Source organism: Vibrio sp. ArtGut-C1, from assembly GCF_002105475.1.
Taxonomy (GTDB): Bacteria; Pseudomonadota; Gammaproteobacteria; order Enterobacterales; family Vibrionaceae; genus Vibrio; species Vibrio diabolicus.
The window spans coordinates 13,969-39,914 of sequence record NZ_NCTH01000036.1; the positions used below are offsets into that span (position 1 = coordinate 13,969).

At 46.3% G+C, this 25,946-nt stretch carries 27 protein-coding genes and 1 pseudogene; 16 read left to right on the forward strand and 12 right to left on the reverse strand.

Annotated elements, in window-relative coordinates:
* Positions 1-11 precede the first annotated feature (11 nt).
* Positions 12-1,106 (reverse strand): NapC/NirT family cytochrome c, encoded by a 1,095-nt coding sequence (locus tag B7360_RS21535; protein ID WP_085344579.1) that lies wholly within the window; start codon positions 1,104-1,106, stop codon positions 12-14.
* Between the two features lie 270 nt (positions 1,107-1,376).
* Between B7360_RS21535 and B7360_RS21540 the strand changes: the two genes are divergently transcribed.
* From B7360_RS21540 to B7360_RS21560, 5 genes are all read left to right on the forward strand, one after another.
* A complete protein-coding gene (locus B7360_RS21540; protein WP_047009770.1) occupies positions 1,377-1,892 on the forward strand; it encodes a GNAT family N-acetyltransferase in 516 nt (171 codons plus the stop codon).
* A gap of 9 nt (positions 1,893-1,901) precedes the next feature.
* Positions 1,902-2,633, forward strand: a complete 732-nt coding sequence (locus B7360_RS21545; RefSeq protein WP_047009769.1) for a glucose 1-dehydrogenase — start codon at positions 1,902-1,904, stop codon at positions 2,631-2,633.
* A gap of 1 nt (position 2,634) precedes the next feature.
* On the forward strand, positions 2,635-3,105 hold the full coding sequence (locus B7360_RS21550) for a GNAT family N-acetyltransferase (RefSeq protein ID WP_085344580.1): 471 nt from the start codon (positions 2,635-2,637) through the stop codon (positions 3,103-3,105).
* Between the two features lie 118 nt (positions 3,106-3,223).
* On the forward strand, positions 3,224-3,691 hold the full coding sequence (locus B7360_RS21555) for an HAD family hydrolase (protein WP_085344581.1): 468 nt from the start codon (positions 3,224-3,226) through the stop codon (positions 3,689-3,691).
* Between the two features lie 33 nt (positions 3,692-3,724).
* Positions 3,725-4,237 (forward strand): GNAT family N-acetyltransferase, encoded by a 513-nt coding sequence (locus tag B7360_RS21560; RefSeq protein ID WP_048625548.1) that lies wholly within the window; start codon positions 3,725-3,727, stop codon positions 4,235-4,237.
* Here B7360_RS21560 and B7360_RS21565 read toward each other — a convergent pair.
* The 3 genes from B7360_RS21565 to B7360_RS21575 form a co-directional block, all read right to left on the reverse strand.
* Positions 4,221-4,748 (reverse strand): hypothetical protein, encoded by a 528-nt coding sequence (locus tag B7360_RS21565; protein WP_085344582.1) that lies wholly within the window; start codon positions 4,746-4,748, stop codon positions 4,221-4,223. The genes B7360_RS21560 and B7360_RS21565 overlap by 17 nt on opposite strands.
* Positions 4,749-4,986: 238 nt before the next feature.
* Positions 4,987-5,271: a hypothetical protein gene (locus tag B7360_RS21570; protein ID WP_047009765.1), complete on the reverse strand. Its 285-nt coding sequence runs from the start codon at positions 5,269-5,271 to the stop codon at positions 4,987-4,989.
* A gap of 67 nt (positions 5,272-5,338) precedes the next feature.
* The gene (locus B7360_RS21575; protein ID WP_085344583.1) at positions 5,339-6,238 is read right to left on the reverse strand and encodes a DMT family transporter; all 900 of its coding nucleotides are present in this window, start codon (positions 6,236-6,238) and stop codon (positions 5,339-5,341) included.
* Positions 6,239-6,330: 92 nt separating this feature from the next.
* On the opposite strand from B7360_RS21575, the gene B7360_RS21580 reads away from it, so the two are divergent.
* Positions 6,331-7,767 (forward strand): PLP-dependent aminotransferase family protein, encoded by a 1,437-nt coding sequence (locus B7360_RS21580; protein ID WP_085344584.1) that lies wholly within the window; start codon positions 6,331-6,333, stop codon positions 7,765-7,767.
* A 95-nt stretch (positions 7,768-7,862) separates the two neighbouring features.
* Here B7360_RS21580 and B7360_RS21585 read toward each other — a convergent pair whose 3' ends face one another.
* From B7360_RS21585 to B7360_RS21595, 3 genes are all read right to left on the reverse strand, one after another.
* Entirely contained in the window at positions 7,863-8,999 is a 1,137-nt protein-coding gene (locus tag B7360_RS21585; RefSeq protein ID WP_085344585.1) for a glycerate kinase, read from the reverse strand.
* A gap of 16 nt (positions 9,000-9,015) precedes the next feature.
* Complete coding sequence (locus tag B7360_RS21590; protein ID WP_065645272.1) at positions 9,016-10,368, reverse strand: GntP family permease; 1,353 nt, start codon at positions 10,366-10,368, stop codon at positions 9,016-9,018.
* Between the two features lie 158 nt (positions 10,369-10,526).
* Positions 10,527-11,669: a sugar diacid recognition domain-containing protein gene (locus B7360_RS21595; protein WP_005460816.1), complete on the reverse strand. Its 1,143-nt coding sequence runs from the start codon at positions 11,667-11,669 to the stop codon at positions 10,527-10,529.
* Positions 11,670-11,903: 234 nt separating this feature from the next.
* Between B7360_RS21595 and B7360_RS24755 the strand changes: the two genes are divergently transcribed.
* Positions 11,904-12,077 (forward strand): hypothetical protein, encoded by a 174-nt coding sequence (locus tag B7360_RS24755; protein ID WP_005391896.1) that lies wholly within the window; start codon positions 11,904-11,906, stop codon positions 12,075-12,077.
* Positions 12,078-12,147: 70 nt separating this feature from the next.
* Here the strand turns inward: B7360_RS24755 and B7360_RS21600 are convergent, their stop codons facing one another.
* A complete protein-coding gene (locus B7360_RS21600) occupies positions 12,148-12,510 on the reverse strand; it encodes a hypothetical protein (RefSeq protein WP_085344586.1) in 363 nt (120 codons plus the stop codon).
* Between the two features lie 283 nt (positions 12,511-12,793).
* Here B7360_RS21600 and B7360_RS21605 point away from each other — a divergent pair, with 283 nt between their 5' ends.
* From B7360_RS21605 to B7360_RS21625, 5 genes are all read left to right on the forward strand, one after another.
* Positions 12,794-14,641 carry a M3 family metallopeptidase gene (locus tag B7360_RS21605; protein WP_085344587.1) on the forward strand — a complete coding sequence of 616 codons (1,848 nt, stop codon included), beginning with the start codon at positions 12,794-12,796 and terminating at the stop codon, positions 14,639-14,641.
* Between the two features lie 65 nt (positions 14,642-14,706).
* Positions 14,707-15,243, forward strand: a complete 537-nt coding sequence (locus B7360_RS21610) for a DUF924 family protein (protein WP_085344588.1) — start codon at positions 14,707-14,709, stop codon at positions 15,241-15,243.
* Between the two features lie 25 nt (positions 15,244-15,268).
* Positions 15,269-15,979, forward strand: a complete 711-nt coding sequence (locus B7360_RS21615) for an HAD family hydrolase (RefSeq protein WP_074190238.1) — start codon at positions 15,269-15,271, stop codon at positions 15,977-15,979.
* 96 nt (positions 15,980-16,075) lie between these two features.
* Positions 16,076-16,393 carry a DUF4144 domain-containing protein gene (locus tag B7360_RS21620; protein ID WP_085344589.1) on the forward strand — a complete coding sequence of 106 codons (318 nt, stop codon included), beginning with the start codon at positions 16,076-16,078 and terminating at the stop codon, positions 16,391-16,393.
* A 138-nt stretch (positions 16,394-16,531) separates the two neighbouring features.
* Positions 16,532-17,017 carry a VOC family protein gene (locus B7360_RS21625; protein WP_085344590.1) on the forward strand — a complete coding sequence of 162 codons (486 nt, stop codon included), beginning with the start codon at positions 16,532-16,534 and terminating at the stop codon, positions 17,015-17,017.
* Positions 17,018-17,089: 72 nt separating this feature from the next.
* On the opposite strand, the gene B7360_RS21630 is transcribed toward B7360_RS21625, so the two are convergent.
* Entirely contained in the window at positions 17,090-18,004 is a 915-nt protein-coding gene (locus tag B7360_RS21630; protein WP_085344591.1) for a LysR family transcriptional regulator, read from the reverse strand.
* A gap of 141 nt (positions 18,005-18,145) precedes the next feature.
* Between B7360_RS21630 and B7360_RS21635 the strand changes: the two genes are divergently transcribed.
* The 4 genes from B7360_RS21635 (at position 18,146) to B7360_RS21650 (ending at position 21,575) form a co-directional block, all read left to right on the forward strand.
* Positions 18,146-19,429 (forward strand): DUF1254 domain-containing protein, encoded by a 1,284-nt coding sequence (locus B7360_RS21635; RefSeq protein ID WP_085344596.1) that lies wholly within the window; start codon positions 18,146-18,148, stop codon positions 19,427-19,429.
* 151 nt (positions 19,430-19,580) lie between these two features.
* Entirely contained in the window at positions 19,581-20,423 is an 843-nt protein-coding gene (locus B7360_RS21640) for a LysR family transcriptional regulator (RefSeq protein WP_085344592.1), read from the forward strand.
* A gap of 154 nt (positions 20,424-20,577) precedes the next feature.
* The gene (locus B7360_RS21645) at positions 20,578-21,003 is read left to right on the forward strand and encodes a VOC family protein (RefSeq protein ID WP_006740975.1); all 426 of its coding nucleotides are present in this window, start codon (positions 20,578-20,580) and stop codon (positions 21,001-21,003) included.
* Positions 21,004-21,062: 59 nt separating this feature from the next.
* Positions 21,063-21,575 (forward strand): O-acetyl-ADP-ribose deacetylase, encoded by a 513-nt coding sequence (locus B7360_RS21650; protein ID WP_046875590.1) that lies wholly within the window; start codon positions 21,063-21,065, stop codon positions 21,573-21,575.
* Positions 21,576-21,709: 134 nt separating this feature from the next.
* Here the strand turns inward: B7360_RS21650 and ygjK are convergent, their stop codons facing one another.
* From ygjK to B7360_RS25400, 3 genes and pseudogenes are all read right to left on the reverse strand, one after another.
* Positions 21,710-24,400, reverse strand: coding sequence for an alpha-glucosidase (ygjK, locus tag B7360_RS21655; RefSeq protein WP_085344593.1), 2,691 nt, complete (start codon positions 24,398-24,400; stop codon positions 21,710-21,712).
* A 115-nt stretch (positions 24,401-24,515) separates the two neighbouring features.
* Positions 24,516-25,283, reverse strand: coding sequence for a transcriptional regulator (locus tag B7360_RS21660; protein WP_085344594.1), 768 nt, complete (start codon positions 25,281-25,283; stop codon positions 24,516-24,518).
* 456 nt (positions 25,284-25,739) lie between these two features.
* Positions 25,740-25,856 (reverse strand): annotated as a pseudogene (locus B7360_RS25400) (MBL fold metallo-hydrolase); the annotation flags it as partial.
* Between the last annotated feature and the right edge of the window lie 90 nt (positions 25,857-25,946).

Here is a 25,946-nt window from a genome sequence, read left to right on the forward strand (position 1 = left end):
TCTATTTATCGTTAGTGACCAACCACATCTTTCGCGTGGTGCTGGAAGAACTTAGTAAGAATTTCTAGGTTTTCGGCAGTGATGTCTGTTCGATCACCCATACTCTTCGCCACTGGTCCCCATGCGTTCACCGTGAAGTGATTTGAAGGAATTTTCGCGTGACAAGTTGCACAATAAACGTTGTCTAGCTCTTCTGCGTATGACCAAACTGGGTCAAGCGTATCTACAACAGGAGAATCGATCGTGCCTGTTAGTGACACTGCGCGCCATTCGTTGCCGTAAACGTCGGCCTTAAACTCACCGCCCTCAAGAGCTTGCTGACCTTGCTCGGTTAGCGTTGCTACGATGGCACGTTGACCTTCACCCATGTACAGCACTTGCTCTGCGCCTTTCATTTGGAATGCGTCCAACTTAACAGTACGCTCATCACCTTCAGAGCTGATTACTTCTAACTTCGTCGTTGGGTTAATTTTACCCATCTCACCCATTGCGATTTCAGTCACAGGATAAACGACTCTGGCACCAGGTGATGTTTTTGTAGTGAAGCTCATCAACGTTTCAAATGCCTTGCTGTCTAGCTCAGCTTCTGGTGCAAAGTGAGCAACGCCTTTGTGACAATCGATACACGTTTGATCGTTCGCTTTTGCGTACTCGTGCATTTTCGCTGCATCGCGAGATTGCTCAAATTCTTCCATCGCGTCAAAGTCGTGGCAAGAACGGCACGTTGCAGAGTCGTTTTCACGGAACTGCTCCCACACCATCTCCGCAAGCTCTTTGCGGTGCGCTTCGTATTTTTCTGGCGTGTCGATCTTGCCAGTCACGAACTCATGGTAGATGTCTTTCGATGCACGAATCTTCGTGATCAGGTAGTCCATCGGTTCTTGTGGGATGTGGCAATCAGAACACTCGGCACGAATGCCTTTCGCATTACTGAAGTGCACTGAGCCTTGGTACTCTTTGTAAGGGATTTCCATAGAGTGGCACGAGAGACAGAACTCAGTATCAGAGGTGTAATGCATTACCGCTGCAGTACCACCTAATGTTAACCAGCCCACACCAATGCCGGCAGCAACCAGCAGTGCAACATATCGTTTTTTTATTGACATAATTAGCAACACTTCCAAATAAAATGTAATTATAGATCGCAAAATACTACTTTATGGGTAGTTCTCTCTTGATCCACATCATTTCCGTGTTGCTCTATGTGTCTCAAGTATGAAATTTCGTTATTTTCATCCCACAAATAAATATTCAGTAGGAATTCATTCCCCAACTAGACATTCACCACACAAATCACTTTTGTAAGTGCAACCGTTTGATTAAAGAGATAAGAGGATGAGAAACTGGCTCTCTACATAAATGCTGTAAGGACACGCATGTCAGTTTATATTGAGACTCACCGAAGCCGATTAAGACCTATCGAAGCCAGCGATTGGGAACTATTTCAGCGATTACATTCCGAACCAGAGATCATTGAGCTCTGTTTTGATCGCCCGAGCGAAAAACAAATAAAAGAAAAATTTGCTTCGCGATTATTACCATGGACACCAGACAGTCAGCACTGGCTTTGCCTCGTCATACTCGATAAGCAATCTGAACAACCGATTGGCGTCACTGGCCTTGCCATTGAAGAAGGTAACGCAGAGGTGGGTTACTTACTTTTGCCTGAATTTCATGGCCGACAGTTTGGAACAGAAACCCTTCAAGCGCTTCTAAATTGGGCGAGAGCAACACATGACATCGACCGATTTTCCGCTACGGTCACTGAAGGGAATATTGCTTCAGAGCGTGTTCTCATGAAGTGCGGATTCGAGCTATCTGAAGTCATTCCTGACGCATACCAAATTGGCGACAAGCGTTACGCCGACAAAATCTACTCGCTACAAAAATAAGGATGTATTTTGAATAAAGTAGTCATCGTTACTGGCGCAAGCCGAGGCATTGGAGCCGCAACGGCGAAAAAACTGGCCGAGCAAGGCTATGCCGTGTGTGTTAATTACCGTGCGCAAAGTGAAGCAGCTCACCAAGTGATCAGAGACATACAAGCAAATGGCGGAAAAGCGATCGCCGTTCAAGCAGATGTATCGGACGAGCAACAAGTGCTCAATCTTTTCGATGCAACAGAAAACGCACTAGGCTCAGTCACCCATTTGGTCAACAACGTTGGCATTCTATTTACTCAGTCACCGTTGGCGGAAATCAGCTTGGAACGCTTTCAGAAAGTAATGAACACTAATGTGAATAGCTGCTTTCTCTGTTGTAGAGAAGCGGCGAAGCGATTCAGTACTGGTGGCGCAATTGTGAATGTTTCTTCTGGGGCATCACGCTCAGGCGCACCATTTGAATATGTCGATTACGCCACATCAAAAGGCGCAATGGATACCTTAACCAAAGGGCTATCGCTTGAATTGGCAGACCGAAATATTCGCGTCAATGGCGTTCGACCTGGTTTCATTTACACCGATATGCACGCCGATGGTGGAGAACCAAACCGAGTGGATAGGCTCAGCCCTCAAATTCCACTGAAACGGGGCGGTACGGTAGAAGAAGTGGCGAATGCGATCGCTTGGCTACTCAGTGATGAAGCTTCTTATGTTACAGGCTCTTTTATCGATCTTTCAGGCGGTAAGTAAAATGGAAGTCAACATTCGACAAGCAAGTCCCGACGATTTGGATGCAATTTTTGAATTAAACCTACAAATCAACGCACTGCATTTTGCCAATGCGCCTGAAGCTTTTGTAGCACCTTCGGAAGACGACCGAGCGTTCCTCACTCAGGCTCTCGAGAATGATGAACGCTTGTTTTTAGTCGCAGAACATGAAAAGGAGGTAGTCGGCTTTTTAACCGCGATGATCACTCAGAATGAAACCGTCAGCTTTCTGATCAAAGATCCAATTTGTCGAGTAGGAACGATTGTCGTCAATGAAGAACAAAAGCAGCAGGGTATCGGTCGCCAAATGCTTGAGGCCTGTGAGCAATGGGCGCGCGATGCCAATGCTACACAAGTTCGATTAGAAGTGATGGAATTCAATCAACCAGCACAGCGGTTTTACGACAAGCAAGGTTTTAAAACTAACTCACGCATTATGCTGAAACATTTGTAACGATAACGACAATTAAGCGCTTTTCACGACTAAAGCCACCTAAGTCGCATTTATCGATGCAATTTATCCCCTGATTTTAGAAAAGACGATATGATGTGCGGATAAAGGAGATTCGAACATGATTTATCTTTTCGATTGGGGGAACACCTTAATGGTGGATTTCCCTCACGCACAAGGAAAAATGTGCGATTGGGAACACGTAGAAACGATTCCTCTGGCCAAAGAAACACTGGCAACACTTTCCCAAAATCATGCTATTTACATCGCGACCAGTGCGTCTGATTCCAACATGGAAGAGGTTCAGCGTGCATTCGTCCGCGTCGACTTAGACCAGCACTTAAATGGCTACTTTTGTTTTGCCAATCTCGGCATCGCTAAAAAACAACCTGAGTTTTATCTTGCTATCGCAAAACAACTAGGGGTTAACGTGAGTGAGTTAACTATGGTTGGCGACTTGCCTCATAAAGACATTTACCCTGCAATGCAAGCTGGCGTAAATACGATTTGGTTTAATCCAACAGGAGCCAATGCGCCAGCCGATCCCATTCCGAACCAAATTCGCTGTTTATCTGAACTCGTACCTTAACCATCACTAACCTGCACTAATCAAGGAAGATGAATGCAAATCAGACCCATCCAGGTAAGCGATATCGAGCGCTTTACCGAACTGTGGAACCGAGTCTATGCCGAAGGTAAATACCTGCGCAGTCCGGCTCCAGATAAAGACACCCTGACCAATATTTTACGTCGCGTAGAACTTGAATCGATTCCTCAATTTGTTGCTTTGGACAATCACGTTCTGATTGGTAGTGTAGAGATTTTTCCTGCCGAACTGTGCGGTTATGAAGGCGGTCAACTCACTAGCACAGGCATTTTAGGTATTCATATTGATAGAACATTCAGAGGAAAAGGGCTAGGTAAGCAGCTATTGTCTGTCGCACTTAAAAGTGCCTGGGAATATGGTTACGACACCATTGTACTTAATGTTTATAAGGACAACCTTGCCGCGATAGCGTTGTACGAACGATTTGGATTTGAGCACCATGGTGAACTAGGAGAAGTCACTCTCCCAAATGGCGAAGTGTTGATGAGTCAGAAGATGATGTTAAGCGCGCCTAACAACCCTCAGTAACGTGCCCTCGGACGATAGACTCTGTGGATGCTTGATTTACATAATAGAAATAGCATGCCTCTTCTGCCAAGGTATACCCTTGCGGCCAAATGTACACCACCCGATCAAGACCTGACTGGTCGACAAATTGATAATCGGGAATAGACACAAAGTGGGTACTGTTTGGGTGTTGCTGACCAATAATACAAAAGTCACTGCCTTTGCAGGGAACATCAATTTTGGACACGCCACTCTGCGGCAAATCGATTTCTAATAACGCGCCAATGCTATTGGCGCTCGCTTCTGGCATACCACTTAAGGTTTTTACGTTCCTATCAATATAGTGGACTTGGTTTTGCTCGGCAGCATTGTCTATCACCACTCGGGCGTTAAAAAATTTAAGCGCGGTACCCAATGACGAATTGGAACTGTGTAACATCGACGCATAGGCTTGGCGATGAATGTGGAGTAGTGTTGGCAACGCAGCCAAAGCGATGAAAGCCAAAGTGGCGAGCACCATGGTGATTTCCATCAGAGTAAATCCCTTTAATCTCACTTTTTTATCTCAGCAGAATGAATGGTCGTTTGCCTCACATCCATGTGAGACCTTGCCAATATATCGCTGATTTAAAACGTTTAAAGCCCTAGTAGATGACAAACAAGAGTCATGGGCCAAAGTTGAGACCGCTCGCCAAGTTACTATGCAAACGCACACATTTATGTGTCAATTTTAAGAATTTATTTATCAATCACTTATTTACTGAAGTAGATTACCCGAGTAGTGGAACGTTATTACGAACAAGTCCGCGACGTACGTTAGTGCACATCTTCCCGAAACGACGGATCTCATCAAACTGCGGAATCACACCCCGCTCCATTGCCGACTCCCAATAAGTAACCTCTGAATCGACCATTTCTAATAATTTCTTTGGACAACCGATGCACTGCCCTTCCGGCCCACACACAAAAGTTTCCGGTTCGTAAATCGGTAGCTCAGCTTTTACTTGCTCGATGATATTACGCATCGCGGTCATTCGATCTGGCTTTAACGTCATCACTCTGCTCCACGGATTAAGATGAAGCAGAATTGTACTCACTGGCACGTGAATGTCCCTACCCAATTTAGGTATATTCTGTTTGAACCGATTTTTTTATCGTCAGCTCTGGCTTTTTAACCACTAGATAGACCGCCGTGGCCGCCAATGCAAAGCCAGAAATGCCCATCCAATCAAACGACTCACCAAACGCGAGCCAAGCTTGAATCGCGGTTGTTGGCGGCACTAGGTAAAACACAGACGCCACACTCGAAGACGCGCCATTTCTCACCATGTACAGCAGCAGCAGGATAGCCACACAAGAGAGCACGACGACCAACCACAACACGGTCAAAATAAACTCCAGTTCCCACTGAACTTGCATGGTTTCAAACTGCATCGCAACAGGCAGAAACATGATGAGTGCGGCCAAATATTGCACCGTCGCACCACCAACCATATCCACCTGTTGGCAATGTTTTTTCTGATACAGCGTCCCTAACGTGATACCAACCAAAGACAGTAAACAGACTCCAATGGCTAAGAACTTATGTTGCTCAGACTGCCACTCCATGTTTCCCATCAGCACCATAGCGATGCCGACAAAGCCTAGAGCCAAACCCAGCCATTGCGAGGGTTTAAATTCCTCACGGACAAACGCCACCAGCAAAGCCGCGGTTAAAATCGGCTGAATGCCCACCAACAACGAACTCAACCCCGCAGGCATACCCAAAGCGATAGAGAAATAAGTACCGCCCAGATAGAAGCCGTGGATTAACGCCCCGACCACGCAGCTGTGCCAAAAATCTTTCCCTGTCGGCAACCTTCTACGCAATACCGCCACAAGAACCAAAAACAGTAGGACATTGAATGCCATTCGGATAGAAAGTAGTGTCGCTGGCTCGGCATATTGCAAACCAAAACGCGCACCAACAAATCCAGAAGCCCAAAGGATGACAAATACAAAAGGGATGGCTCGGATTAACATGTTCGCCTCACTCACGCTTGTTTTATGTTTTGAGATGCTGCTAATGTAATTAGGTACAGTGTTTTCAAAAAGTGACAGATAGAAGTGTTTTTATGGGTACAGATTTATTGGGAAGCGGTGAAGGGAATAAGTACCTTGTGGTGGAAAAATACCTCAAACAAGCCATCAATGGTGGCGTTTATCAAGCGGATGATCGACTGCCCTCCATTCGCTCATTGAGCCAAGAGTTAAACGTCAGCAAAAACACCGTGATCCGTGCGTATCAAGAGCTGGAAGCGCAAAACTTGGTGTACTCGGTTCCCAAATCGGGTTATCGAGTGAAAGTCGCTTTGCCGACCTCTCGCTCAATTCCGGATCCAACTCGCGTGGATTTGCTCTCGATCTGTAAAGAAATCCTCACGTACCCTGAATACCAAGAGCGTTTGCCCGCAGGCTCTGCCCACCCAAACATTGACTCCCCCGCGATCAAAAGCTTGTACGCCGAGATTGGCCGCCACAGCCGCCAGCAAACGCATGTACCGAGCCATTACCAATTACCACCCGGTGATCACCTCTTAATCAAACAACTGGCGAAAATCACACAAGATTTGGGCACGCCAACCAAGTTGGATGAGATCATGGTGACGCACGGCGCGCAGCAAGCAATTAGCCTAGCGCTGCGCGCAACGACACAAAAAGGCGATATCGTCGCGGTGGAGTCCCCTTGCTATTTTGGTAATTTATTGATGCTCGAATCACTCGGCCTCAAAGTGGTGGAAATTCCGAGTTGCCCGCGCGACGGTATGTGCCCCGAAGCCTTAGCAAAAGCAATGGCGACATGGGGCATAAAAGCGATCATCGTAACGCCAAACTTCACCAACCCAACTGGTGCCATGATGCCGCTAGAAAAGCGCCAGCAATTGCTATTGGCGTCTGGCAATATTCCTATTATCGAAGACGATGTGTTTGGCGGGTTAAGTTATAACAAGCCTTTGCCAAGCTTGAGCTTGCTCGATGACAAGCAACGCGTAATTTACGTGAATTCGTTATCCAAAACACTCGATTCGCGTTTGAGAATTGGTTGGATGTTGGCGGGGCGATATCGAGACCAAATTGAGCAATATCTATTGTGTGAGAACATGGGCAGTTTGAACCTAATGCAATCCGCCGTGGCAACGTTTCTAACGTCAGGCAAGTATCGAACGCATACTGCGCGAATGGGTCGGGTTTATCAAAACAACATGCGACGATTTATCCAGATGCTTCATCAATACTTGGATGAATACGAACCTCTAAAAAATCGATACCAGATCAACGCCGTGCAAGGTTCGTTCTTGCTTTGGTTGCGACTGCCCGAAGACACGGACAGCTATGCGTTGTATCAAGCATGCAATAAGCACAGAATCAGCCTACTTCCCGGCACCGTATTTGGCACTCAAGGGCAATATCGGCATTGCGTACGCCTCAGCGTGGCAAACTTTGGTCATGAAACCGATTGGAGTCACGCGATGCAAACACTGGCAAAATTGATAGCAAAGCATGCCTGTTAACTCGCTCTTACTAAATGAAATTATGCCGACACACGCAAACAGGTAACAACAAAAAACTCCACGCAAAGGTGGAGTTTTTCATATCGTCATCGCTTTCAGTGCGACTTAATTTGCCACATTCTCGCGACGTTTTCGGCTAAATTAGCAACGTTGACGTCGGCCTCTTTCATGGCCTCAGGTAAGCTCATCGCCCTTGGTACACAAGCAAACACCGCATCAATGCCGCACTCATAAACCGCCTGATAGTTGTCGCCCACACAGCCTGCTAATGCAATGACTGGTAAATTACACTGCTTGGCCACCTGAGCAACGCCCATCGGCGTTTTGCCATGTGCGGTTTGATGATCGATTCGACCCTCGCCTGTAAATACGATATCCGCATCCGCAACATGCTGAGCAAGTTTGACCGTATCAAGCACAATCTCAATTCCCGGTTGCAAACGTGCTGGCGTATACCCGAGCAAGGCCGCGCCCATACCACCAGCAGCACCCGCCCCTTCACGAGTCAGTACATGCTTACCCGTCGCTTGTTCCGTCAACTCGCCAAACTTGCGCAATGCGTTATCGAGCAGAGTGACGTCTGATACGGTCGCTCCCTTTTGCGGGCCAAAGATAGCCGACGCGCCTTTGTCACCACAGAGTGGGTTATCAACATCGCACGCTACCAACACTTCGCAAGTTGCTAAACGAGGGTCAAGACCAGAAATATCGATGGACGCAAGCGCCGCTAACCCGCCTCCATTTGGGGTAATTGCATGACCAGACTCATCAAGAAACGCCACCCCCAACGCGGTCAACATGCCCACGCCACCATCATTAGTAGCGCTGCCGCCCAAACCAATGATTAAGCGTTGAATACCTCTGTCTAGCGCATGTTTGATCAGCTGTCCGGTACCAATGCTGCTGGTCAGTTTTGGGTCGCGAGCATCACTCGGCACAAGGTGCAGCCCACTGGCCTCCGCCATTTCAATAACCGCGGTTTCGCCGTCGCCGAGGATGCCATAAAACGCTTCAACATCATTCCCTAATGGCGCGGTCACTGTTGTGAAGACTTGTTCGCCTTGAGTTGCATCTATCAAAGATTGAACCGTGCCTTCGCCACCGTCTGCGACCGGAACCGTAACAAACTCGGCATCATGCCATACGCGATCAAGACCCGTTTTGATCGCCTCGCTCACTTGTTTGGCGGTTAAGCTTTCTTTAAATGAATCAGGTGCAATTACCACTTTCATACGTATTTCCAGAGACTTATAAGAGAACGAGACTCAAAATGTACACCAATGCCATTGCCGTGACACCTTGAACGAGCGTAGCCATGGTTTGCGCGCGGTACGCTAAGCCCACCGACATTCGGCTAAACTGCGAAACTACCCAGAAGAAGCTGTCGTTTGCATGAGAAACCGTCATCGCACCTGCACCGATCGCCATCACCGTTAATACGCGGCCCATTTCTGAATCTAGACCCAATTGCGTAAGCATAGGCGCAACCAAAGCCGATGTGGTCACCAATGCAACCGTTGACGAACCTTGCGCCGATTTTAGCGCAGCCGCAACGATAAATGGCATGAAAATACCCACGCCCAGCGCCGATAACGTCGTACCCAAGTATTCACCTAGCGGCGTTGCTTTTAATACCGCGCCAAATGCACCACCCGCACCGGTAATCAAAAGAATAGGCGCAGCAGCCGTAATACCTTGGCTGATTCGCTCGCCAAATTCTTCAATCTTGTTGTCTGATTTTAGTAGGCGAACAGAAAGGAACAGGCCAATCACCAACGCCGTTAGTGGCTGTCCTAAGAAAGTCAGAACATCAAACACAAAACCTTCGCCTAGCGGTAAGCTTGGGAATTTCGCGATAGAGCCAAAACAGATCAATAAGATTGGAACAAAAATAGGAGCGAATGCTTGGCTCGCCGTTGGCAGTTGGCCGTAAGACGCTTTGAGTGCTTGCCAGTCATGCTGAATTTCATCTGCGGCTTCAATGCCATCTGGTTCAACATGTTGGAATCGGTTCGCCCACAACATACCCGCTAACGCCGCAACTGCTGCAACAAACACACCCACACCAATCACTAAACCAAGGTTAGATTCCAGGCCTAAGTTACCCGCAGCGGCAATCGGGCCAGGAGTTGGCGGCACAAACGTGTGCGTCGCGTATAGGCCAGTAGCCAACGCTACACTCATCGCAACGCTTGAGGTTTTTAAACGCTTCGCGAGTGATTCTTTGAGCGAGTTCAGAATGACAAAGCCTGAATCACAAAATACCGGAACAGAAACGATGTAACCGATGATGCTCATAGTCAATGTTGGGAAACGCTCACCCAACACTTTAATAACCGTATCGGCCATGGTGATCGCCGCACCACTTTTCTCCAAAATAACACCGATGATGGTACCTAAAACGATAACCAAGCCAATGTAACCAAGGATGCCGCCAAAGCCAGAAGCAATGGTTTTGGCAATGCTATCTGCCGGTAAGCCGTAAGCAAATGCCGCAAGGAACGCCGCGATGATCAGCGCTAAAAAGGGATGTAATTTGAATTTGGTGGTCGTGAGCACAATAAATGCGATCACCCCGAGCAGGATTAATATAAGGTTCATGATAACTCCATTTATTCTTATTTTGCTGAGCGAGTCCGTGTTGGCTCACTCAACATGTAGGGACGCATGAATTATTAATCGTTTGCTTTCGAATTCCTTTAGGCGGAGTGACAAATGATGTGGTCAAAAAATGACGCGTATTGTGCAAATGCACAATATCACGCCATTTTTGAGAGCCGAGTCGCAATATAAAGCTCCGCTAACCCCACAAAATTGGTGGTTGGCAGCCCTGTTATCTCGGTGATTTTTTCTAACCGATAACGCAGAGTGTTCCGGTGAATAAACAGCATTTTAGAGCATTCCGTCACATTGCCATTGCATTCAAACAACGCATCTAGGGTTTTCAGTAATTGCCCAGATTTGTCTTTCTCTTTCAACCGTTTCACGCCATCAATAATTTGTTCACCTTGCCAAATATCCGCCAACGGCGCTAACAGCACAGGCAAACGAAGTTCATCGAACAGGTACTTACGTTTCTCTGGGTAGAACTGCTTGCCAATGGCTAATACCTGCTTTGCGCTTTGGTATGACAAAGCAACATCTTTAGGCTCATTAAACAACTGCCCTAGCGCAATGTGAAACGTATGCGAATCGTGATCGCTTAAACGCGACATCAACTTATCAATGCGTTCACTTTCGATTTGGCTATCCCATTGCTTGGCGGAATGACACGGTTTCAGCACCACAATTTCATTCACTGAGACAATCGCAACTAGGTTGTTACGCTCTGGGTATTCAAGCAACTCAACAATATTGCGCACACTCTTCATGCTTTTAGAGGCGGACGGCGTCGAGACTTCAATCACCGTTGCCACCCGTGGTTGAGTCACATCGATAGAAAGACGCATCGCCCAATCTTTCAGCTCTTCATCGGTCAATTTGCCATTGATCCAAGCCAGAATAAACTCTTCACGATGACGTCTGTCCCACTGAAATTTTTCCACCAGCGCGGCTTGCTCGATTGTCAGTTCAGCAGTCATTTTAACCAGTTTGGCAAAATCTCGGATTTTCTCGGGCTCGCCTGTGACACCAACAATACCGACCACGTCGCCATGCAATTTCAACAGCATATTGATTCCGGGTTTGACACCTTGCAACGTCAAGCATTGCTGCTCATTCAGCTCTAGTGAATCGCCGTGATTCAACGCCAATACCGCGCCATCATGCACTTGCCCAACGCGTTTGGGATCGCCACTGCCAATGATGATGCCTGCTGAGTTCATCACATTTACGTTGTGACCAATGATGGACATGGTTCGATCGACAATTTGCTGTGCTAAGGAGTGGTCGAGAATAACCATTTCGATTTTCCAGATTGACAATTTAATCATTCAATAAATCACAAATAGCCAACTATCGCGACGATACAGTTAAAAATAACTGAAGCAGCTCAAAGCATTACTCAATTAACCACACGATAAAAATGGATTAAACCCTCATTTTGAGCTGAGAGTTATATACTTAGAACAAAGGTCACCGATGCATTCGTCACTGTGCATCGATACCGCTCGTCTACCTACAGAGGAGGAAACAACATGGAATTACGTAATAAATCGGGTGAAGTCGCAAAAATTGCAGATAATCTCACTTTGAAGGAAATCACAGAAATGGGCTACACCGTAGATTTATGCGATGAAGCATTTGACCCCGGTGAGCATTGGAAAGCGGAAGGTAAAACGCAAGGTATGGGCGAGTACCCAGAGGAGTAAACGTCCTGACGGGCCAGCGCACAAAGCGCTCCATAAACAGAAAAAACCGAGCGACTTAACGCTCGGTTTTTTACTTTTGAACTTCTTGCATAAACAAGCCCATCTCTTCAAGATAATTGCCGTTTGAGCATCCCCAATCGGTGACTTCAATCAGCTCGGTAACTAACTGTCCAGATTCATCATTTTGTACTCGCTGCACAAACGCTTCAAAGCGTTCTAACTGCGCCTGAGTTTTAATGCCATGCACAGCATATTCTACAAGCAAGCCGTTGTATGTCTGCCAGCGCTGTTCACCTGAAACATCACTGCTTAAAATTACGGAGCACTTTTGTTGAATGTTCTCAACCGCATCATTTCTTGGCGGCGTGACTGAAGAGCATCCAACCAAAATCGTACCTAGCGCCAATAGCGTAACTTTTGTCTTATTTATCATATCGTTTCCATATGTACTGCCGCGATATAGAAATATTATTACACATGACAAAGATCATCGAGAGCGCCTCGCAGATTAATTAACTGATGAACTGTAAAATCCGTGCCAGTCTTAACACTGCGCACTCCGAACTCATAACAACTCTTGCTAACTCATTAAAATGTAAACAAATAGTAAAATCACGTTTACGCAGTACACTACCAGCAAATTAATTTGTCCCTCCTTTATTATCAACAAGCGTGCAATAATTAGGGGTCTACTCCCAACCATTTGAAGGATCAAAATGACCGCAACGGATTATCTCAACGACCTCAATCAACGTTACCTCGCGATTCACCGCACCAAAGAAGATTTCTTTTGGGAAACTTACATGGGGATCAGCGATGACCATGATGGCTCGACGCAAGCACAAACCGCATGGACAAGCTTTTTGAGCAACGCCGAGCAAATTACTGCCATCAAACAACAGCTTGAAGCCGCGGACTCAATTACCGACCCACAAGAGAAACAGCAAACCATTACGGGTCTTTCTGGTTGGCTGGCGATGTTTGAATCTCACGCAATCGAGGGCGAAAAAGCACAAGCGTTGAAAAATCAGCTCATTGCCTTTGAAGCTGAGCTCTTCGAGAAAAAACAGAACCACGTACAAACGTTTACCGATGAAAACGGCGAGCAAGTGGAAGGTTCACTGCCAGTATTGAGCTCAACCATTCGCACCAACAATCATGAAGAAGTTCGCCAATCGGCTCACCAAGCGTTGCTGAACCTTGAACAATGGCTACTGCAAAACGGCTTTATAGAACTGATCAAACTGCGCAACCAGTTCGCTCGCTCACTTGGTTATGCGACCTTCTTTGATTACTCCGTGCAAAAAACGGAAAAGATGAGCTCTGAGCAGCTATTCGAGATTTTGGAAGATTTCGAACAACGCACGCGAGATGCGCACCTAAACAGCTTAGAAAACTTGGCGAAAGAGAAAGGCGCAAGCGCACTAACGGGCTTCAACTTTGTTTACTCGTTCGCGGGTGACGTCATGCGTGACCTTGACCCATACGTGCCGTTCTCTAAATCTCTGAGACGCTGGGTAGAATCGTTTGGTCGTCTGAATATTGATTACTCTGGCGCGACGCTAACGCTTGATTTGTTAGACCGCAAAGGTAAGTACCCGAACGGTTTCTGTCACGGCCCTATCCCTTCATTCTACAATCAAGGCGAATGGGTCGCAGCACAGGTGAACTTCACCAGCAATGCCAAACCAGACCAAGTGGGCAGCGGCTACGATGGCATAAACACGCTGTTCCACGAAGGTGGTCACGCAGCACACTTTGCGAACGTAAAAATGAACGCGCCTTGTTTTTCGCAGGAGTTTGCGCCGACGTCGATGGCTTATGCAGAAACTCAGTCGATGTTCTGTGACAGCCTGTTAACCGATGCCGATTGGCTAAAACAGTACGCACTGGATGATGAAGGGAATTCGGTTCCTAATGAGATCATTCAAGCGATGATCAACAGTCGTCAGCCATTCAAAGCTTATGAAGAACGTAGCATCTTGGTTGTGCCGTACTTTGAGCGCGCGTTATATCAACTGAGCGATGATGAGTTAACGCCAGAACGCATCACTAAGCTGGCTCGCGATTGTGAAAAACAGATCCTTGGTTTGGAATGCAGCCCTCGCCCACTGATGGCGATTCCACATTTGCTATCCGACGAAGCGGCTTGTGCATATCAAGGTTACCTACTCGCGCACATGGCGGTGTATCAGACCCGTGCATACTTCCTTGAGAAGTTTGGTTACCTGACGGATAACCCAGAAATTGGCCCACTGCTGGCAAAACACTACTGGCACGCAGGCAATCATTTGTCACACAACGAAACCATTTTCAGCCTGACTGGCGAGGGGTTCAATGCTAAGTACTTGGCAGATGTATGTAATCTATCGCCAGAGCAAGCGTGGGAAGTACAGCAGAAGAAAATCGACTTACTTGCAACACGAGAACGAGCACCAGTTGCTTCACTGAACGCGACGATTAAAGTCGTCGACGGCAGTAAAGAACTGGCAAGCAACGTCATCTCTGACGAACAAATGTGTGACGATTTTGAACGTTACATCGTAGAGACTTACGGTCGATAACACGCCAAGAGCCAGAAGCCACGCTTCTGGCTTTTTACTATTAAGGCACAACAAAAGGAAGCGCCATGCATCAACAAATCCTCAAGTTCTGGTTCGAAGAGCTAACGCCTCAAAACTGGTTTGAAAACGACCCAGAACTGGACAAACATATTGCGTCACGATTTGCCTCGGTACTAGAACAAGCCGCTCGCTGTGAGCTTTTTAGCTGGCGAGACAGCGTACAAGGGCGATTGGCCGAAATCATCGTGCTCGACCAGTTTTCACGGAATGTGTATCGCAACACCCCAAAAGCATTTGCACAAGACCCACTCGCATTAGCATTGGCTCAAGAAGCAATTCGGTTAGGACACGATCAAGAATTAGCGCCTGAGCAGCTAAGCTTTTTGTACATGCCGTTTATGCACAGCGAATCTCGCCTCATCCATGTCGAAGCTGAGAAATTGTTTCGCGCACCAGGGCTTGAAAATAACTACAATTTTGAGCTAAAACACAAAGCCATCATCGACCAATTTGGACGTTACCCACATCGCAACGCCATCTTGGGTAGAGAAAGCACACCTGAAGAGTTAGCATTTTTGCAGCAACCCGGTTCCAGCTTTTAACCATCAATTACAACGAGAACGTTGAATGAAATTAGACGCCATATTGTGGGATTACGATGGGACACTCGTAAACTCTGTACCGAAAAACATCGACATCACCAAAGCGATCTTAGCCATCGTTGCCCCGCATTTAACTGGCGATAATTTACCGAAATATCTCCATTCAGAAGCCAACTATCACTACGCAAACCACGCGGCTAAAAACTGGCAAGAGCTCTACGTGGATTACTACGGCATGTCCCATGATGAAATGCTAAAAGCTGGTGGTTTATGGGCAGAGCATCAAGAGAAAAACCAAACACCAGTAACCCTGTTTGAAGGCATTGATGGCGTGATTAAAGAGTTTGCGCAGCTGCCTCACGGCATTTGCTCTCAAAACTCACAAAGCAATATTCGTCGAGTGCTGTCTGACAACGGCATCAGCGCGCCGTTTAAATCCATCGTCGGGTATGATGACGTCTCAAACGGGCACCAAAAGCCCAATGCGTACAGTGGCATCAAATGCGTTGAGTCGATTTTTGGTCACGCAGAAAATCGACAGCTGATGTACATCGGTGACCATGAAGCCGACACGCAATTCGCACGCAACATCGAACAGCAGTTGGGTGGCCAAAGTAAGGTGATTGCCGTTGCAGCAGCGTACAGCGGCGCGATGCCTGAGCGTTGGAGCGTGCAACCAGATTACGTGGCAAGAACGGTTGACGAGCTGTTTTCGATTATTGCTCAACACACGTAATTTTTGACTGCGGTTTAAGGCCAACACCTTGAATGCCAGCGCTCACCTTGCCCTTTCAGACATTGAAACAATTTTAGCCACTACACTGGAGGCCCCATGGTTACATGGCCATGTTTATTGAAACTCGATGGCGACGATGAACTTATCTATTTGCGTTCTCATGCCGATCTTGATTCCGAATGCGAAGCGCTCATTTGGGGGCCAGATGATTACGTAATTGACTCAAATGGCAACACGTTCGGGTTGCAATACAACGATTCGAACACCACCGTTTTACAACCGGGAGAACGCACTCTGTCCGTCGAGGAAGTTACGTCGCTCATCCAGTCGCATGAGTTTAGTCTCGCACAAAGGTGCATCATCAAAATTCACTTCACCTCGGTACAGCAAGCTGTTGAGGCATTAGCCAATTAGCTCGAACCCCGCTCACAATGATTACACAAAATTATTATTTTTATAATTTATGATAATTTCATGTAATTAAAGCCGCGCCATATACTCTCCCACATCGAAACAAAACAACGTTTAAGCACACATGTTGGGAGCAAACAAATGAAAATGAATCATGTCGGTATTATGGTCGGAGATATGGATAAAGCGGTTGAGTTTTACACACAAGCGCTTGGTCTAAAAGTCGTTATGGGTAACACGAAAGTGATTGAAGAACGCGAAACCGCAATTGGCAGAATGTGTATTGCGGTCTTTGGTAAGGGCTTTAAAGGCTTCAACATTGCGCATCTAGTGACAAGCGATGGCATCGGACTTGAGTTATTTGAAATGAAAGAGCGTCAAGAGCGCCATGAAGTGGATTTTTCTCGCATCGGTATCTTCCATTTCTGTTTGCAGACGGACGACTTTGAATGTGCAATCAAGCGCACTGAAGCGTTTGGTGGCAAAGTTCGTATGGACATCATGCGTTACCACCCAGAAGACGATAACAAGCCTGCGAAAATGGTCTACCTAGAAGACCCATTCGGCAACCTGTTCGAGCTTTACTCGCACACTTATGAAGAAACTTACGCTTCTGAATACGAGTAATTACATCATGCAACACAACCGGGATCAGTGCGTTACTGAACCCGGTTGTTCAAACCGTTTCACCAACCATTGTTACGACTCAATGCCTAACGACTTCATCAACGATTCAACGGTATTGTTAACCCACAATATCAACGGATCATTACGGCGCTTTACGCTGTAAACGTAACCGAAGTTACCCTCTAATTTCGGCAGCGCGTCATCAAATTCGATAAAAGAAAAACGCTTATCTAACTGATTGATCAAGTGACGCGAACAAGGAAACAGCACATCGCTATCCGCAACCAAATTCAAAATGGTGTTGATGTGCGTGGTACGCAGTTGAATTCTTGGGACAACTGAAAAAGGCTGTAATAAGCGCGAGATGTGATCTTCTTTTTCATTCCAATGTTGGATGATGTGAACCGCGTACGCGTACTCTGAAATGTCATCCAAATACATGCGTTTGCCACCATGCGGATGCGTCGCGCGACAGGTCAGAGCAAAGTCGTCCCGCCCGCCTTTTTTCTGAACCAGATGCTTCGGCAATTCCATAGGGAAATAGTTGATGCCAAAAGCGATTTCACCCGCATCGATTTTGTCTGGCGTGGTTTCCGTCCAGTCTTCGATCACCAAGTTCATAAACGGCGCTTCTTTGGCTAGCAGCTGAGTAAACGCGGCAGAAAACCATTGCGCAATGGACGAGTTGATCGCAACACGCAGAACACAGCTTTCGATCGCGGGATCAAAACTATGAGAAACATTCACTAGCTTGTCGATGTCGTTGATGATCCCAGAAAGCTGCGCTTTGATCTCTTCGGCTTTCGGCGTGAGCTCCATATTGGTGCCCTTACGCACTAAAATGTCGTCGTTAAACAAATCCCGAATTTTACGCAAGCTTCGACTCACAGCAGGCTGGCTGGTGCACAAACGCTCCGCAGCCGTTGTGGTGTTGCGTGTTTCAAGAATCACCGCAAGCACCTTGAGCAAATTGTAATCAAAGTTCATCAACGTTATCTCTTTAGCTTTTCTCAAAGCATATCACTTTTGATATAGACTAAATACTCACTATTCATTTCTGTAATAAACGGGTTAACGACTAAGCTTAGCTGGAAACATATCCTCACAAACAAATGGATGAAACCAGCCATGAAACAAAAATTACTCGTTACTCTATTGGGATTATCAGCGCTAGGAGCCAGCTCTGTATTTGCGGCTAACACCAATGTTGATCTTGCAGAAGATGCTTATATCTACGGCTACTCTATCGATGAAGCGTACAAGTTTTTCTATCACACGGCGGTAGAAAACAACTATCCACTGAACCGCTTTCAGAATATTCGTGCTCTAGCTGATGACTCTTACACCGCTCACCCAACCATTAATAACGATACGCTTCACCTTATGGGCTGGTTAGATGTTGCTGCAGAACCTGTCATTGTGAGCGTGCCTGATATGGATGAAGGCCGTTACTGGATCTTGCACACAATGGACATGGGCCACTACACCAACGCAGCGTTCAGTTCTCGTACTCGCGGCACAAAAGGCGGCCAGTTCATGTTTGCAGCACAAGATTGGCAAGGTGAAGTGCCAGCGTCTGTCGACGAAGTGGTTCGCGTAGACAGCAATCTTGTGAAGCTGATGGGTCGCATCATGGCAGTGAATGACGAAGACGCAAAAGTCGCGCTTAACTACATGGACCAATGGAACATTCGTACCCTATCGGAATATTTAGGTAAGAACGGGCCAAAACCAGTACAAAGAACGTATCCAGATCCAAAAAATTCAACATGGCTTGAACGCGTGAACTTCGTGCTATGTGATGGCTCGATGGGCAATGCAGACAAACAGTGGTTGGACAAATACCAATCTATCGGCGTTGAACCATGCAAAACTGACTTCACACCTGAGCAGCTAAAACTGGCAAAAGTTGGTGAGAAGAAAGGCATGGAACACCTCGTCGAACTTGCACCTAAAATGACAGATGCTCGTACGTTGCTTGGTACACGCGATATTTTTGCAGAAGGTACTTACCTTGGTCAGTGGGGTTTACCACCTATCGAAGCGTCTTACCGTAAATCAGATTTCGACAGCACTGGTCAAAAACTGGATGGTTCGAAGCATGATTACGTGATGCGCTTTAAAGCGCCGAACGTCAGCGAATTCTGGTCTGTTACTATTTACGGCAACGACAACCGTTTGATGGCGAAAAACGACCTAAACCGTCACAGCCGTGGCGACCGAACCATGAAAGCGGACAAAGACGGTTACTACACCATTTACATGAGTGCGAACGAGAAAGGCCGAGCAGACGATCCAAACTTCTTGCCAGTACCTGAAAAACCGTTCTACGCCATCATGCGTTTTTACGGCGCAGACGATGCAATCCAAAGTGGTGAGTATCAAATGCCTGAAATCAAAGTAGTTAAATAATTCGTTTTAACGAACCACTACTCTGTAGCCTCCTTAGCTCGTAAGTGCGTTAAGGAGGCTTATTTCAAGGTGGGTGCCTAGGGCGAACATCTAGCCCAAAAATCAAAGAGACGCCCACTGAATCTAGTGATTATTTTTATTTAGGTATCGTATGGATTTTAATCTAATCCAAACCTTTTTAATTGTTGCTGAATATCAATCTTACTCTCGCGCCGCAGAGCACCTAGGGCTAACTCAGCCAGCGATTAGCGCATCCATGAAGCGTTTGGAAAAAGAAACCAACAAATCGTTATTTGTGAAGGATGGGCGACAAATCAAACTCACTTCTGTAGCGCATCAGTTGCTACCTAAATTTCATCAGGCGTTTGCGATGATCAATGATGCCATTTCCGATCAAAGCACTTTCCGCCTGAGCTGTAACGAAGCGCTGCTCCACCGCATCACACTAACCAACACGATCAGCGTTTGCGCCGATACGGATTTACCTTCGTTATTGAACGATCTACGACTTAAACAGATCGATTTGATTATTAGCCCAACGACCATTCATGACCCATCATTTATCAGTGAGTCAATTTTTGAAGAGCCAATGGTGGTGATTTGTCGTCAAGATCACCCACGTATCGCAGGAAAAATCGAACAAGAACAGTTTTATTCTGAAAAGCACTGTCGGTTTGTCGGAGACGAAGACTTCCCAGTTAGCAACACCGAAATTCACCAGCCAGGGCTGCAAGAGCGTGATGTGGAAATGATGACAACATCGCTCTCTGGCATGATGCTTTATGTGGCGAAACACGATTGCTTAGGCGTGCTTCCCCTGTCTTTGGCGCAGAAATGGCAATCGGCTTTGAATCTGCAAGTCATTCAAACTCCAATGTTTTCCGAGCCAGTCAGCTATAAACTGATTTTCCATAAACGAGATGAATCCAGCACTTCCCATCACTGTTTGCGAGCTTGGGCGCGTGACCAATTTGCTACAGGCCTAAACGCCTGACTCGGTCGCACATCAAGGCGTTTCGCCAAAAACTCTTTCTCTCTTCTTAAACGCACTCTTTATGACTAAATGCGCATATGTTAAAAATGGCTTAACGATCAATATGGACGTTCAGGTCGTATACTTTTCCATAACCGCACAAAAGGAGTGAAGCATGCCCACCAACAACCCAATCGCAATCCAAGCCCTTGATCATGTCGTGTTAAGAACGTGCAACCTCGACGCCATGTTGCATTTCTATCGAGATATTTTGGGCTGCCCTGTCGAGCGCGAAGTAATGGAGCTTGGTTTAACCCAGCTTAGGGCTGGTAACGCATTGATTGATGTGGTGACGGTAGACAGCGAGTTAGGACAACTTGGCGGAAAGCCACCAGTCCAAAATGGTCGTAATATTGACCATTTTTGCCTGCAACTAGCGCCTTTTTCAGAAAATGAAATGCTGGAATATCTGCGTTCACGCGGCATTGAAACCGAAGAGTTTGCGAAGCGGTATGGCGCACAAGGGTTCGGTAGATCACTCTATATACATGATCCGGAAGGAAATGTCGTCGAGTTAAAACCTCAAGTCATTGATGAGTAAGCTACACTTAACTGTGTTACTGACCATTTGTTTCTCATCATTGTAGAAGGCTCAAAAAAATGAACGCGATCTCGTTAGTCCAAGGCGACATCACCACCGCACATGTCGATGCCATCGTGAATGCAGCAAATCCGAGAATGCTCGGCGGAGGTGGCGTCGATGGTGCCATTCATCGCGCAGCAGGGCCTGCGCTTATCAATGCGTGTTATGCCGTTGATGATGTCGACGGTATTCGATGCCCGTTTGGTGACGCACGCATTACTGAGGCTGGCAATTTAAACGCGCGTTACGTCATTCATGCCGTTGGCCCGATTTACGATAAATTCGCCGATCCAAAAGCGGTGTTGGAATCTGCATATCAACGTTCGCTGGATCTCGCGCTCGACAAGCATTGCCAAAGTGTGGCACTGCCTGCGATTTCTTGCGGAGTGTATGGTTACCCGCCCCAAGAAGCAGCAGAAGTCGCGATGGCCGTTTGCCAAAGACCGGAATACGCGGCACTCGACATGCGCTTTTACTTGTTTAGTGAAGAGATGCTTTCGATTTGGCAACGCGCCCTGACCCAGCACTAAAATCTGTGTGACAAGAGACATAAAAAAACCGGACTGCCAATACAGTCCGGTTTGTCTTATTTATCAATGAATTATCGTTCGTTAAGCGCTACGAATACTAGGGGGGGTCATCCAAAGCGCCTAATGTGTGCGATCTAGTTTTTGAAGAATCCGTTGTACATCATGTACAAATGCGCCGCAGACCAAGAGAAGTTCGACGCACCTTGTACCGCGCCCGTCTCTGGGTTGTAGTTTTCACGGATTGGCATGTCACCCGTCATACCTTCTGCGTTGTTAAACAGCTCATTCGCCATCGCAATCGCTTCTTCTTTGTAGCCGTAGTTTTCCATCGCACGGAAGCCAAAGTACACTTGGTCTAGCCACACGCGACCACGCCAGTACACATCTTTACCGTAAGCAGGGTTAGTTTGCGATGCGGTCGGCAAAGGCACACCCGTTCCTTGGAATTTATCTGGCGTGTTGAACTCGTCTTGATCACGCATCACCGCGATCACTTTATCGGCATGCTCTTGCGTTGCTGCACCATTAAACAGCGGCGACCAACCTTCAGGGCCTTTTCCACGCTCTACAATCGGCAAACCCGCACAGCCATTTGCAAGAGGCGCAGGAGTAGTGCCATCTTCAGCCACATTTAAGTGAATGTCGTAGAAGAATCCTGTGCTTTCATCAAACATACATTGGTTAATGTACGTCTTGATTTTTTCTGCGCCGTTAAGGAATTCTTGCGCACGATCTTTACCTTCTACGCCATCGGACACCAACTTCGCCATTTCCGCTAAGTATTTGTTGTCTGAGTACATGTAAGAGGCTTGATCCACCGATTCTTGCAGCATAGAGAAGCCAAGCAGCTCGCCGTCCGCAGCGTTATTGTTGGTGCGGTTTTCTGCAAAACGAACTTCCCAATCTTTCTTCGCAAGATCGAGTTTCGCTAAGTTTTCCGCTGACGTATTGCTGTACACCCACTCTTCGCCTTCCAGCTTGATGCTGTTATCAAAGCCGTACGCACTTGCCGCGTAGCGACCAAGTTGATCCACATTTTTGTCTGGATTGTTGATATCTTCAGCTTGCGAATTCATGTTGTGGATGTTGTAGATAAAGCCAAAACGAGCCGCGTTATCCATGCCCGATTCCCAGCCAGCCGCTTCTTGTGCGCCGACGTGAATCGTCATGTAATCCACTTCATCAAGAATCTTATTGTAAGACGCCATGCCTTTTACTTTATAAGAATTGCCGTTTTGCTCGATGATGTCTTCTGCCGGAATAATGGTCGTGAAGTTAGGATCGCGCGTTTCTACCCAAACGTACATCACGCCTTCTTCCGTGTTGTGTGCTGGGTCTACTGCCGCGCCGTATTCAGGCACACCATTTTGGTTGTGGTCGCGGTTTGATAGCCACCAATCGTGGTATGCCACCAACTTCGGATACATTTCATCAATGAATTTTTGCGCGTCTTCTGGGCGATCAAACTGGTTCACGAGAGCGTGATACACCTCCATCACAGACCATGCCGCCAACGATGGTTTCGTATTGCGTTCGTTCCAGTTTTCAGAGCCAGCACCACCACGACTAACAGGTTTGGTGTACGTCAATACATCCAGCAAGTAGCCTTTGTCTTGCGGACGAATCTTGTCATCAGCTTGAACTTGCTCTTGGAATACCGTGCGAATGTTGTCCATCGCAACATCTGGGTTGAAATGCGCCATCGCGTACGCTTGTTTCCACGAATCCCACGGCCATGTTAAGTTACCAGAGAACCAACGTGCAGTGACCGATGGCGTGACTGTCGCTTGTTCAATATCGCCCGCCGCAGAGCGCCAGTTACCGTTTAGGGTCTCCATCGCTTTTACCGCTACGCGAGCTTGGTCTGCTGTCGCTTCTTTGTTGATAAGACCATTCGCTAAATAGCCACCCCAACGCGCTTTCGACGCTTCCATGTATTGAGTTGGATTCGCCAATACATCTTGCAATTTCAACGATTCTGACTGCACTTCTTTCGCATTATGCAGGTTAGAATACGCCGTATAAACCGCCGATGTTTGCTCAGCTGGTAGGCTCATCTCCGCGGTAGAACTGAATGAGGTTTCGTTGGTGAACGTCTTCGTCGGTAGAGAACGAGTAATGCGGAACTCGGCATCGCGATCATTACGGATCGCCCAGTTGTCTTTCATCTCGCTAAAGTTAATTTTAATGCCGTTCTCGATGGTCGAAATCTGGCGCTTGTAATCTGGGTAGTACTGCGCAACGGTTTGGTCTTTGCGCGTCGACAGCGCGTATTTCACCAACTCGCCGTCCCACTCCAACGCCAAGTTCATATCACGATCAGTTTTGTTAGTGATGAGCGTTTCCACCAGCGAAGAGCGATCAGTTACGAAGCGCAGCACCATTTGCACGTGAATATCCTCCAAGTCCAACACCTGCACTAACGCACCTGGAATGGAATAGACTTTCGCTTCTGCGTTCGATAAGTCGTAAGTTTGGCCACTAACTTTGTCGGTCAACGTGAGCTTGTCGAACGTTTGGCCAGACATAAAATGCGCGTACTCTTGCGTCACTTGCATAATACCGCCGAAAGCGCCATAACCCGCCGCATCTTCAGGTAGCAAATGGCCATGCCACGCGCCGTTATCCGTCAACGCGTTGTACTTCAGGTTCGAATAACTGTCGTAATCACGCAGGTAAGTTGGATTACCAGTACGATCAATCACGTTAGTAAATTCCGAAGTTGGCGCCTGTGGTAAACGGATTTCAGTTTTATCATTGGAACCACATCCAACAAGCGAAATAGTAGCCCCGATCAGAATGGCAAGTGTGCTCTTTTTAAACATACTTTTTCCCTATTATTTACGTTATTTTTATATTCTCATTTATATAAATGAGTGTTTTTAGTGTGCAGAAGCCCGGCTCGCACTAAATAAGCACAAGCTTCTGATAATTATTCTTTTATTTTTCTTTAGCGACAGTGATGGCTTTTAATAAATCGCCATTAATATTCGGAATTGTGTCAGCCAAAAATATCTGATTACCAGGCGTAAAAGTGAGTAAAACGTTTTTTAGGCGTTGACTGTTTTCACTGGTTTTATTTTGAACATCAAACTCAATTAATTTGTTGTACACTTCATTTGCCAGTTTTTCTTCTTGTTCTTCGGTAATCGCAATGCGTCCAACACAAATTGGAGGTCGAATATCGTGGCTAAACACTTCTTCACGAAAGCGCTGTGCAAATAGCGTGTCTAAATTTGAACCTTCTTCAAAAATAAAGCGGCCTGTATCTTTAAATTGATAGTTTTTATCCCCTTTCAGTTCAATGTAATCCATCATTTCTAGTGCACGTAAATAGAGCGCAACGGAAGTATCACTCAGCTGGTATCTCCGAGCGATCTCTTCTAAAGACCACTCAGGTCGACGCAAAAGATAAAGAAAATCAAATAAGTGAGGATATTGATGAAAAATCTCACTGTTGGTGTCGGTGATAAACTGTTCACTCTCTTGCTGCAGCTGCTTACCTCGCATGGATAACTCAACCAAATCCGTATCAAGGTGCGTGGCGTACAACAAGATTTTATCTAAACCAAGAGACGTATTGTGAAGCTGCCTTTTTATAGTAGAAAGCGGGATTCCAAGTCCAATAGAAAGCTCGGAATATCCAATGCCTTTTTCTTTTATTTTTTCTCGTAAAGCAGCAAGTAAATACGTTGCAGAATTATTCATCTAACAATGCCTGTATTTTATTTATTCAGCATCCATGATGATAAATTCAAGAGAGTCCTACTCTTGTGATTTTGGTCTCAATATTCTATCTTGTTGGCGTAAAACATATCTTATCCATTAAAATTTTTTACTTTTCTTTAACTGGACGCAGTTTACCCACCCTGAACAAGTTATGGCCATTGCCCTATGGGCTTATCAAGATAATAGTCAGTATAATTGTTTTGAAGAGTAAAATTAAGATGGCAAAGATTTTTACTAAAACTTTTCTGATAAGAGCGCAAATTTTCAGATGAAAAGTATCAAAAAATGACACCAATCGATTTATAAAAGCGTGAGATCACAATTGGAAAGTGAACCTATGGAAATTTTGAATTTCAATGACCAGTAAAAACTTTGTTATATTCTGAAAATAACAAGGTTAATTTATAAAATAATTATTGAAGTAAGATCATGTTATTAAGTCAAAATTATATCTGGCTCACATATTTCTTTTTCTCGCCACCATTGTTTATTTATATGTTCTTGATGAACGTAAAAACTCTCCCCCGGCATTGGCGTCAGCAGCGTTATATACCGAATCAACTTGAAGATGCAGGCTTGAGAACCTGAAAATTATCATTAATTCGAGATGCCAAAGAGCCTGCGATCTCTGGAAGAGTCACA

Coding starts and splice junctions, on each gene's coding strand:
- B7360_RS21535 (WP_085344579.1), bottom strand. CDS start 1,106: ATGTCAATAAAAAAACGATATGTTGCACTGCTGGTTGCTGCCGGCATT.
- B7360_RS21540 (WP_047009770.1), top strand. CDS start 1,377: ATGTCAGTTTATATTGAGACTCACCGAAGCCGATTAAGACCTATCGAA.
- B7360_RS21550 (WP_085344580.1), top strand. CDS start 2,635: ATGGAAGTCAACATTCGACAAGCAAGTCCCGACGATTTGGATGCAATT.
- B7360_RS21555 (WP_085344581.1), top strand. CDS start 3,224: ATGATTTATCTTTTCGATTGGGGGAACACCTTAATGGTGGATTTCCCT.
- B7360_RS21560 (WP_048625548.1), top strand. CDS start 3,725: ATGCAAATCAGACCCATCCAGGTAAGCGATATCGAGCGCTTTACCGAA.
- B7360_RS21565 (WP_085344582.1), bottom strand. CDS start 4,748: ATGGAAATCACCATGGTGCTCGCCACTTTGGCTTTCATCGCTTTGGCT.
- B7360_RS21570 (WP_047009765.1), bottom strand. CDS start 5,271: ATGACGTTAAAGCCAGATCGAATGACCGCGATGCGTAATATCATCGAG.
- B7360_RS21575 (WP_085344583.1), bottom strand. CDS start 6,238: ATGTTAATCCGAGCCATCCCTTTTGTATTTGTCATCCTTTGGGCTTCT.
- B7360_RS21580 (WP_085344584.1), top strand. CDS start 6,331: ATGGGTACAGATTTATTGGGAAGCGGTGAAGGGAATAAGTACCTTGTG.
- B7360_RS21585 (WP_085344585.1), bottom strand. CDS start 8,999: ATGAAAGTGGTAATTGCACCTGATTCATTTAAAGAAAGCTTAACCGCC.
- B7360_RS21590 (WP_065645272.1), bottom strand. CDS start 10,368: ATGAACCTTATATTAATCCTGCTCGGGGTGATCGCATTTATTGTGCTC.
- B7360_RS21595 (WP_005460816.1), bottom strand. CDS start 11,669: ATGGTTATTCTCGACCACTCCTTAGCACAGCAAATTGTCGATCGAACC.
- B7360_RS24755 (WP_005391896.1), top strand. CDS start 11,904: ATGGAATTACGTAATAAATCGGGTGAAGTCGCAAAAATTGCAGATAAT.
- B7360_RS21600 (WP_085344586.1), bottom strand. CDS start 12,510: ATGATAAATAAGACAAAAGTTACGCTATTGGCGCTAGGTACGATTTTG.
- B7360_RS21605 (WP_085344587.1), top strand. CDS start 12,794: ATGACCGCAACGGATTATCTCAACGACCTCAATCAACGTTACCTCGCG.
- B7360_RS21610 (WP_085344588.1), top strand. CDS start 14,707: ATGCATCAACAAATCCTCAAGTTCTGGTTCGAAGAGCTAACGCCTCAA.
- B7360_RS21615 (WP_074190238.1), top strand. CDS start 15,269: ATGAAATTAGACGCCATATTGTGGGATTACGATGGGACACTCGTAAAC.
- B7360_RS21620 (WP_085344589.1), top strand. CDS start 16,076: ATGGTTACATGGCCATGTTTATTGAAACTCGATGGCGACGATGAACTT.
- B7360_RS21625 (WP_085344590.1), top strand. CDS start 16,532: ATGAAAATGAATCATGTCGGTATTATGGTCGGAGATATGGATAAAGCG.
- B7360_RS21630 (WP_085344591.1), bottom strand. CDS start 18,004: ATGAACTTTGATTACAATTTGCTCAAGGTGCTTGCGGTGATTCTTGAA.
- B7360_RS21635 (WP_085344596.1), top strand. CDS start 18,146: ATGAAACAAAAATTACTCGTTACTCTATTGGGATTATCAGCGCTAGGA.
- B7360_RS21640 (WP_085344592.1), top strand. CDS start 19,581: ATGGATTTTAATCTAATCCAAACCTTTTTAATTGTTGCTGAATATCAA.
- B7360_RS21645 (WP_006740975.1), top strand. CDS start 20,578: ATGCCCACCAACAACCCAATCGCAATCCAAGCCCTTGATCATGTCGTG.
- B7360_RS21650 (WP_046875590.1), top strand. CDS start 21,063: ATGAACGCGATCTCGTTAGTCCAAGGCGACATCACCACCGCACATGTC.
- ygjK (WP_085344593.1), bottom strand. CDS start 24,400: ATGTTTAAAAAGAGCACACTTGCCATTCTGATCGGGGCTACTATTTCG.
- B7360_RS21660 (WP_085344594.1), bottom strand. CDS start 25,283: ATGAATAATTCTGCAACGTATTTACTTGCTGCTTTACGAGAAAAAATA.